This is a genomic window from Mesorhizobium sp. M3A.F.Ca.ET.175.01.1.1 (assembly GCF_004791945.1).
Lineage (GTDB): Bacteria > Pseudomonadota > Alphaproteobacteria > Rhizobiales > Rhizobiaceae > Mesorhizobium.
The window spans coordinates 1-9,151 of record NZ_SRTP01000031.1; the positions used below are offsets into that span (position 1 = coordinate 1).

Consider the following 9,151-nt stretch of genomic DNA (forward strand, 5'->3'; position numbering starts at 1 on the left):
GCGCGATGAACTGCTCAACGAGACGCTGTTCACCTCGCTGGCTCAGGCGCGCGTAGCCATCGCCCTGTGGCACGCCGACTACAACACCGCGCGGCCGCACTCCCAAATCGCCTGGCAGACCCCGGCCGAGTTCGCCAGCACCTTCAATCCGCGACGGTCGCTCGCGCTGCGCTATGCCAAAGGCTCCGCGCCAGCGCCCGTCGCTTCACCCGCCCAGCAGGGCACAACCCACGCCGCGATGCGTGTCCAAAACCCGACAGCGGCAGAAAACATGTCAGGTTCAAGACAACGCCGTGTTGGTGCCCGTACGTTTTTCTTAGCACAACCATACACTTAATGCGGGCTAGGCGTCGCTGGCACGGCCTTTGCTGATTGAGATGCGGCAACAGTGGGTGAGGGCGGACCGCATGCGAATGCGCCTAGTCGAGTGATGGTCTCCCTAACCGGTGTGTTGCTTTTTTGAGAGAAGAACCAGCACGCGCATACGGTGTCGATGATGCGGATGAAATCCTCGGCGCCTGCGATGGCGGTAACGACGACTTCGATGGTGAGCTCAATCGCATGATCATGGTCATCGACCATGCCGGCCGATGCATTGGTTGCGGAGCCTGCGGGCGCGTCTGCCCTAAGAACTGCCAGACCCATGTCGCGGCCGACCAGATCGGAGCATGAGCAGCATGTTTGACGAGACAGAACCAGGAGATCGGAGTTGCCCTTCATGATCTTTTGCCGGCTCAGTTCCGGTTCTTTGCGGCAACGCTAGCCCAACATACAGCGATGCTCGTCGATCTCGGGACGGAACTTGTGGAGGAAGACGTGGTATTGCTCGAGGACTACGCATACCCGCGTTATGGCGTTCCATCGGAGGAAACCAAGACGGCGGTCCGTCTGTGCGCGCGGCTCGAGGGCATGATTACCGATCCCGTTTACGAGGGCAAATCGATGCAAGGGATGATCGATCTCGTCCAAAGGGGCTTCTTTCCACAGGGATCGAGGGTCCTCTACGCACATCTCGGCGATCAACGGGTACGGCTACACCTTTCGCAACGGTTGACGTCGACAGATTGCAACATCCCTGCCGTGCCGACGAGCGAGGTGTACAATGACGCAAGCGCGACGGAAGGTTGAGAAGCCATTTAGTCTCTCAGTTAGAGAAAAGGAGTGCATTAGCTGGGTGGCGAGAGGAAAATCTTCGTGGGAGATAGGAAAAATCCTAAATATATCATATAATACTGTCAATTTCCATATAAAAAATGGGATGCGGAAACTGGATTGTGGCAGCAGAACGGTCGCTGCTATAAAGGCAATCAACATGGGAATCATAGAATTGTAAGGAGATCTCTTACTTCGATAAAAGGCAGACTCACAATCAGAGTTTAACGCTGGCAAGAACTGTGCATTCTTTACGGCGCCAGACCTTGAGTTGCACCCTCGGTGCGTGGCTGCACTAGTCGGACAAGATCGGGAGTGACTGCTAGCCCGTTTTTCTCACCGCATCTGGCGCTAGGCGGTGTTTTGGCCTGGCCAGGAGCCGGTATCGTGCTCCGATCCCGAAGACGATGCGCAATCGCCGCGTGTGTGCGGCGATTTGAGCTTGTGCAATGTACCTCTTTTGTTGGCGGGAAGGGTTCGGGTCCTGCGGCGCCATCTGGCCGCGGCGCGTATTCGGGCGTGTGCCAGGGCGAATTCGTCGGCATAGGGACACGCCGAAGCCATCGCGACCTTGATGCGCCGTACCGAGACGCGGACCCGCGCACCGATTTTCAGTAGCTTCAACTCGATCGTGCCGCAGGTGGGCTCGGCGAGCCGGGTGTGGGCGAGGCCGAGGCGGCGCAAGGCGCAAATGAGAACGTAGACAAACGAGGCAAACCAAAGCCGCAACGATTGGCGCGCAGGTATGGGCGCTGGTGCGATCGGGTAGACGGATAGCGCCCGTGCCGCCCAGCGCTCTGGCTTGAGGACGACACGATAAAGCGCGGATTGGCACCCAGCGTCGTGCACTCGGCCTGAGCCACAGCCCTTCTTTCGTCAACCACAGGAAAGTCGCCAAAGACGCGTGCGACCTGTGACCTGCCACGGGTAATTTCCTCCATCTGAGATTAGAGTCCGGCCTCGATTGAAGGACGGACTGATGAAGAGAAGGCGGTTTACAGAAGCAGATCATCACGGTTCTGCGTGAGCATGAGGCGGGAGCAAAGGCGGGCGACCTGGCGCGCAAGCATGGGATCTCCGAGGCGACGCTGTATAACTGGAAGGCGAAGTATGGCTGATGGACGTCTCCGATGCCAAACGGCTGAAAGCCTTGGAAGACGAGAACGCGAAGCTGAAGAAACTGCTCGCCGACCAGATGCTCGAAGCGTCGGCACTGCGCGAGCTTCTTTCAAAAAAATGGTAGGGCCCGCCGCCAAGCGCGAAGCCGTCGCGCATCTGCAGGCCGTCATGGGCGTGTCGGAGCGTCGGGCCTGTTCCTTCGTCGGTGCCGATCGCAAGATCGTCCGCTATCGGTCCCGGCGTCCGCCGGAGACGGAGCTGCGCAAGGTTACGCGACCTCGCCAACGAGCGCCGCCGCTTCGGCTATCGACGCCTGTTCATTCTGCTCCAGCGCGAGGGCGAGCCATCAGGGGTCAATCGCATCTACCGGCTCTACCGCGAGGAGGGCCCGACGGTGCGCAAGCGCCGGGCACGGCGACGAGCGGTCGGCACGCGGGCGCCGATCCTGGTTGAGGCGAAGCCGAACGCGCGCTGGTCGCTGGACTTCGTCCATGATCAGTTCGCCTGCGGGCGGCGGTTCCGGGTGCTGAACATCGTCGACGACGTGACGCGCGAATGCCTTGCCGCGATCCCGGACACGTCGATCTCCGGCCGGCGCGTTGCTCGGGAACTGACTGACCTGATCGCCTGGCGCGGCAAGCCGGACATGATCGTTTCCGACCACGGCACAGAGTTCACCTCGAACGCCATCCTCACCTGGTCGAAGGATCATCGCGTCGAATGGCACTACATCGCGCCGGGCAAGCCGATGCAAAATGGCTACGTCGAATCCTTCAACGGCCGAATGCGCGACGAGCTGTTGAACGAGAGCCTGTTCTTCGGCCTCGACCACGCCCGCAGTGCCATTGCCGAATGGAGGCAGGACTTCAACACCGCGAGGCCGCATTCCTCGCTCGGCTACCAGACCCCGGCGGCCTTCGCCGGAACCCTAGCCGCAACCGGCTCCCACGCTGCGCTCAATGAAGGCTTCGCGTCTCCGCCGGTTGCTCAAACCGCGCGATACGGCGTAACAGAAACGGTCGAGGCTCTAATCGTCACTGGATGAAAGTTCAGTGGCAGGTCACCTGACCACTTGCCTTGGACCCCGGCAGGCTTCCGCCAGGCGGGGGCGATCTTCGTTACAAGCCGCTCGTTGCGGGCGACCCCGAAGACATAGTCGACGCGGTTTTGCTCGCACCAGGCCATCAGCGCCTCGCGGGCAAGCCGGGATCGGCGCAGGATGGCGCGGACCTCGGGGCCACGACTTGCGGATTTGCCTCACGATCCGCGCAACCTCCTCGACGCTCCCTTGCTGGCGTGAATGTTGGAACGCCTGAGCTTTGCCGCCAGCAGATGCCGGCCGCAGAAGACGTAGAGCGGCAGGTGGCACTAGCCCTTGTAGCACGTTCTGGGCTGGGGACGCCGCACCCTTCGGCACCCCCTCGTCTGGTAGCTTTCTGCCGAGATGGTTCTGACCGATATCGCTGCGGACTGGACCGAGTGCGTGCCGGTCGCCAGGTTCACGTTGACTCTCTAGTTGGGTTTCAGCCTCGGCCTTGGCTGGACGATCCAACATCTCTCCAATGTGTTTGTGACGATCCTACCATTCTAGGTAGGCGCACTGGTCGAGCTTGCCGTCTATAACCCTACGAAGCCATTTTGATTCCAATTTCGATGCTATGGCGCCATCATTTGGTCGAGGAAAGACTATGCTTGAAGAGAATACCTCAAACTCCTTACTTGCCTTCGAAACCCTCGAATCGAACGTGCGAGCGTATTCTCGAACGTTTCCTGTTGTGTTCAGGAAAGCTGCGGGAGCCATTCTCGAGGACGAGAATGGCTCAGAGTTTATCGATTTTCTCTCCGGCGCGGGCGTCCTCAACTACGGTCACAATGATTCGGATTTTCTAAATGACGCAAAGAAATACCTGGAGTCAGGCGGAATTATTCATGGGTTAGACATGGCTACTTCTGCAAAAAGAGAGTTTATGGAGTATTTTGACGCCACAATATTACGTCCACGTGACATGACATACAAATTTCAGTTTCCCGGTCCTACCGGGGCCAATGCCGTGGAAGCGGCGTTAAAGCTCGCACGGAAGGCCACGGGTCGGCAAACTGTAATTTCATTCACCAACGGCTTTCATGGAGTGAGCTTGGGCGCGCTTGCGGTAACGGGTAATCGAACCCACCGGGGTGCGGCAGGATTAACGCTAGTCGGTGCAGTGTTCATGCCTTATGACGGCTATTGGGGAGCCGATCAGGACACTTCGGAATATCTGGGCAAGGTGCTTGCTGATGCAAGCAGTGGTGTCGATCTTCCTGCTGCCATCATTCTGGAAACAGTTCAAGGCGAGGGAGGCATAAATCCTGCGAGCAAGATTTGGCTGCAGTCGCTCGAGCTACTTTGCCGAAGGAACGGCGTCCTTCTGATTGTTGATGACATTCAGGCAGGTTGCGGACGAACAGGTAGTTTCTTCAGTTTCGAATTTGCCGATTTATCGCCAGATATAATTGTTTTGTCAAAGTCTCTCAGCGGCTGTGGACTGCCGCTATCCCTTTTGCTGCTCAAACCTGAAATAGACGTTTGGCAGCCCGGCGAACACAATGGAACATTCAGAGGCAACAATCTCGCGCTTGTGACTGGGGCTTCTGCGTTACGAAAATATTGGACGGATGAAAAGCTGTCTCACGGCGTTACGGAAACAGGGCGAATTCTCAACCAGCGCCTTCAGCAGATTGCTCAAAGTAGCGGCGATCCTAGCCTTTCCGTGCGCGGAAGGGGCATGATGCTCGGGCTCGATTGCAATACAGGCAAACTGGCCGAGAAAATCGTGCACAGGGCCTTTGAAGGTGGGCTGGTGGTAGAGCGATGCGGCGCGGAGGACCAGGTTGTCAAGCTTCTTCCCCCTTTGACGATCGATGGGGAGACGCTTCAACGCGGTCTCGACATATTGGACAGTTCTGTGCACGCAAGCGTCTAATCGGTCGAGGCTGTATGCATAGACAGTGGGGTGATTTTCTTTATCCGCCGCAGCGGAATCGAAGATGGACAGGATCACGCTCCGGGGTCGACCGTCCGCCCCGTTGAGCCCTTCCCAATGTTGTGCCGTGCCGATCAAGCATCTCTGACCTAACAGCTTTGCAGATTGCCGACAACGTGATTGGTGGAACATGAATGCGACGATTCTGAAATTCGGGGGCTCTTCTTTTCTGCATCCCAAGGACTACGGGCGAATTGCTGGGCATCTGGCCGACCGACTGGCGGCTGGCGAACACAAAATCGTTGCCGTGGTCAGCGCGATGTCAGGCACCACTTGCAACTTGAAAGCGGTCATGCTCGACGTCAACAAGCAAGCATCGCCATCAAATCTCGATGGGGCACTTGCGACCGGAGAGATGCTCAGTGCCTCCCTTTTGGAGGCTGCCATCAGCCGGCTGGGTATTCCAGCCATATCTTTGAACGGATATTCCCTTGGAATACGTACGAATTCGGATTTCGGTCGCGCGTCTATCAAAAGCGTGGACCCCACGCCAATCCTGGCAGCACTGCAGGAGCATCACGTCGTTGTTGCCGCGGGTGCCCAGGCAATTGATCAGTCCGGTCGGTTAACGTTTCTCGGCAGAAACAGCTCTGACCTGTCAGCTATCGCAATTGCGTCCATGTTGGGAGAGCACACTTGCGAAATCTACTCGGATGTTCCAGGCGTCTATACGGCAGACCCTTACTTGGTCGCAGGAGCACAACTGATTCCGGAGATTTCTTATCGCGCGATGCTACAGATGTCGCGACATGGTGCGAAGGTACTGCACCACAGGGCGGTGCATTACGCCGAAACGCACAACGTCACCATTGTTTGCAAATCGCTGACCAGCGACGGCGTCATCACCGGTACGATCGTGACTGGCCATGGGAACGCCCGCTCTGTGACCGTAGCTCGCGAGATCCCGGTGTTTTCGTGTGCCACCCTTGAAGAATGCGACAACCTTTGCGCGCTTCTTGCTCGACACGACATCAACGCGATCCGCGTGGAGGACGGCCACGGGGTAGTGATATGCATTGTAAGCGATATCGATTTTGCCCTTCGACTTGTCGCACTGTCGGACACTGTCCCGGTGTTCATTGGTTCAAAAAACGTGGTGACGGAACTCGATTCTTCCGTGTTGCGCGTCCACGTGGTCGGCGATTATGACCGGGCCATTGCCTTGGCACGCCAAATCCACGAACGAATGTATCCTGCAGCCGTTGGCGCACCCTCTCGGTGAGAATGGCTGGGCAGCCCTCCAGCCTATATCTGCTGCTCATTCGCACAACAATACGCCGGGAAATCCACGGTAATCCATTTGGGTCTGGATGCCTCCTCATGTTTCCATCGTTCACGCTGATGCTGGTTGCTGGTGGCGCAGCCGTTTTGCGCCGCTTTAGCCGTGATGCGGGCGCAGTTCGCCTTCATGCCAAATAGTATCGAACCTGCTAGCCGGTCAGTGCGGGCGCCCACGCCGACCGCCGCTACCATTGTGATGAAAATGTGGAGGCGCGACCCCACGATCCGGATATCGACTGGTCTGGACCTATTGAGTCACTCAAGCTGAGCATGCAATGTGCCACGCCGCGAGCTATGAGCTTTCGTCAGCAGCAGCTGCAGACTAGTAGTGATGGAAAGACGGAATTACATCTGCCGGTGATCAACCCGGCGACAGAGAAGGTATTTGGCTCGCTGGCCGGAGCTTTCGGCGTCGGCCTGGTCGAAGCGACGAAGCCTCGCTTCGGCAGAGCGAACCCGCCGGGCTTGATTGATAGCGGCGACCCTGCCGACGCCGGCCAATTCCCGACGGACCGGTCGACGAGACGGACGAGAGCGTTGCAGCTCAGAGTCTCGGACGACCGTGGCGCAGCGGATGCAGAGGCATAAAGGGCGCCGAAGCGATTGGCCAGGAATTCCGGCAACTTAATCTGCTCCTGGCAGATCAGTCCCTGCTGCGGCAGCCGGCCGTTAGCCAGCAGGTCGAGCACAGTGCAGATGCCAGCCGCCGTGGTCGCCTGGATGCGCTCGTCGGCTTGCCGTTGATCACCTGATAGTAAATTTTGTTGAAGTAGGTTTCCTGGATCAGGCGGCCCTGCTTGTGTCCGCTGACAATGACAACAGTTCACGCCCTCGCTCAGACGAAGATCGTGAAGCAGCGCCTTCATTCGGGCGGCGTGACCTGGATAGCGGATACTGCGATAATTCAGCGTCCCCACTCGGGCCTGCAGGGCATCGCATAGCGTGCCCAAACCACCGGAAGTATTGAAAGCCTCATACCGCGCGCCGTCGACAGAGAACTCCTCGTACTCCTCAAGCGCTGGGACTTCCACACGTTGGCCATTGGCGATCGCCTCGCAAGGCTCGCAATCGGTTGATCACCCCATCGGTGCTCCAGGTCAGATTGTAATGCAGCGCGTTAGCTGGATACTCTGGCAGAGCGCCCGTGCGCAGCCGCACCGCGTCGACACGGTCGAATCCGGCAGTAAGATGATGCGCTACGATCGAGATAAAGCCGGAGCGAGGGCGCATTGTGGGACCGGCGGCCAGCATTTTGCTCTGGCGCGTACTCCCGACATCCTCGGTCAGATCAAGGTAATGCACCCCGGCGGCAACTGCAGCACGGGCAATGCCGACAGTTAGACGTAGCGGCACCGCGCGAGCACGGCGAATTTACCCGCAGTACACTGCACAACTGTTCCGGATCGTCGGCGTCCAGCGTTGCCGTACGCAAACGGGGATGCGCGGGAAGCCTCGCTAGCGAGGCCGCCGTCGCATCTGCTGGCTAATGACCTCTCCTTCAGCGGGCACGCATCGCCAACTCGGATTGCACGAGGTCGAAACGGATGGTCGCGCCGACTTGCCCGCCGATTCCATCTGCACTGTTCCGGATCGTTTCGACGAGGTTTTCGAGAACAGCATAGGGTGTGCAACTCTGCCGGCCTCGATGAAATTTTCCCAGCAGCAGCAAGGCGCAGTGCTTGTCGGGTCGGGCGCAGAAAACCAAGGAGCCACTGTCCTCGATTTCCTGCACAAGGAACGCGTCGTCGGAGGCTATGCCCGAAAGCTGCTTGTAAACCCGACGCAGCCTTGGTCGAATTGCGACGTAGTCCTCCGAGGATTCAATAATGCCGGCAAGGGATAGATACGGCAATCTTGCCGAGCTCTGCAGCCATACTTCACTTCCGTCGGCTTTGAGAAACATTTTCAATCTCCCCGTTATTTAGAAGTCACCAGATCGTGCGGCAAAGACGGTCCTTTGCCGTGACCCGCAGCATCCTCACCCGTTCGCTCTCGCAGCTGAGATCGCGCAGAAATGTCCGCGTTAAGGAGGGCCCCAATGGTTCTTCCACTCAGGCATTTTGTTCACAAAAGATATGCCCCTTCGGATTTGAATAGGCAAGAAGAGATCTACTAAGTTGCAATAAGTTATTGTTACCTTCGTAATTCTAGCGCATTGTTTTCGTAAAAAATAATAGTCAACAATTTACGGCTGCTAGCTAGCTGTGAGCTTTCGGGAGGTTGTCCATTCGGACCGGACCGAGGAGACTGGAGTTACCAGGCTTCAGCACTCACCGGAGGGTCCGAATGAACATCCATAAGAATGCCCGTCTCACGCCGCTGCGTCGAGAGGAGATGGCGCTGTCGGTGATAGAAGGCGCTTTCTCCAAAGCCCATGCGGCGCGCGTCTACGGCGTGTCGGCCAAGATCGTGGCGCGCTGGGTCGAGCGCTACAAGTCCGAAGGGCGGCCCGGCATGATCGACCGTTCCTCGCGGCCCGCCCATATGCCACAGGCCACCGCTGCGTTGATCGCCGAGCGCATCATGGCGCTGCGGCGGCAACGTTGGACCGGCAAGCACATCGCCCATGAGGTCGG

The 9,151-nt window shown here is 58.1% G+C and carries 4 protein-coding genes and 8 pseudogenes; 8 read left to right on the top strand and 4 right to left on the bottom strand.

Annotated features, from left to right (window positions below; genetic code table 11):
* From EN818_RS30430 to EN818_RS30445, 4 pseudogenes are all read left to right on the top strand, one after another.
* Positions 1 to 142, top strand: a pseudogene (locus EN818_RS30430) (integrase core domain-containing protein); the annotation flags it as partial.
* Positions 143 to 483: 341 nt separating this feature from the next.
* Positions 484 to 672: pseudogene (locus EN818_RS30435) on the top strand (4Fe-4S binding protein); the annotation flags it as partial.
* Positions 673 to 759: 87 nt separating this feature from the next.
* Positions 760 to 1,054, top strand: a pseudogene (locus tag EN818_RS30440) (pyridoxal-phosphate dependent enzyme); the annotation flags it as partial.
* A gap of 87 nt (positions 1,055 to 1,141) precedes the next feature.
* A pseudogene (locus EN818_RS30445) lies at positions 1,142 to 1,333 on the top strand (helix-turn-helix transcriptional regulator); the annotation flags it as partial.
* A gap of 314 nt (positions 1,334 to 1,647) precedes the next feature.
* Here the strand turns inward: EN818_RS30445 and EN818_RS30450 are convergent.
* A pseudogene (locus EN818_RS30450) lies at positions 1,648 to 1,979 on the bottom strand (transposase); the annotation flags it as partial.
* 152 nt (positions 1,980 to 2,131) lie between these two features.
* Here EN818_RS30450 and EN818_RS30455 point away from each other — a divergent pair.
* Positions 2,132 to 3,316: pseudogene (locus EN818_RS30455) on the top strand (IS3 family transposase).
* 56 nt (positions 3,317 to 3,372) lie between these two features.
* Here the strand turns inward: EN818_RS30455 and EN818_RS30460 are convergent.
* Positions 3,373 to 3,639 (bottom strand): annotated as a pseudogene (locus tag EN818_RS30460) (transposase); the annotation flags it as partial.
* A 320-nt stretch (positions 3,640 to 3,959) separates the two neighbouring features.
* Here EN818_RS30460 and ectB point away from each other — a divergent pair.
* Both ectB and EN818_RS30470 read left to right on the top strand, forming a co-directional pair.
* Positions 3,960 to 5,234 carry a diaminobutyrate--2-oxoglutarate transaminase gene (gene ectB / locus EN818_RS30465; protein WP_095517148.1) on the top strand — a complete coding sequence of 425 codons (1,275 nt, stop codon included), beginning with the start codon at positions 3,960 to 3,962 and terminating at the stop codon, positions 5,232 to 5,234.
* Between the two features lie 190 nt (positions 5,235 to 5,424).
* Entirely contained in the window at positions 5,425 to 6,516 is a 1,092-nt protein-coding gene (locus EN818_RS30470) for a uridylate kinase (RefSeq protein ID WP_095517149.1), read from the top strand.
* Positions 6,517 to 7,156: 640 nt separating this feature from the next.
* On the opposite strand, the pseudogene EN818_RS34095 reads toward EN818_RS30470, so the two are convergent.
* Positions 7,157 to 8,007: pseudogene (locus EN818_RS34095) on the bottom strand (saccharopine dehydrogenase C-terminal domain-containing protein); the annotation flags it as partial.
* A 66-nt stretch (positions 8,008 to 8,073) separates the two neighbouring features.
* The gene (locus tag EN818_RS30475; RefSeq protein WP_095517152.1) at positions 8,074 to 8,478 is read right to left on the bottom strand and encodes a hypothetical protein; all 405 of its coding nucleotides are present in this window, start codon (positions 8,476 to 8,478) and stop codon (positions 8,074 to 8,076) included.
* A gap of 383 nt (positions 8,479 to 8,861) precedes the next feature.
* Between EN818_RS30475 and EN818_RS30480 the strand changes: the two genes are divergently transcribed.
* Positions 8,862 to 9,151: leucine zipper domain-containing protein (locus EN818_RS30480; RefSeq protein ID WP_145972137.1), on the top strand; the 290-nt coding region annotated here is incomplete at its 3' end.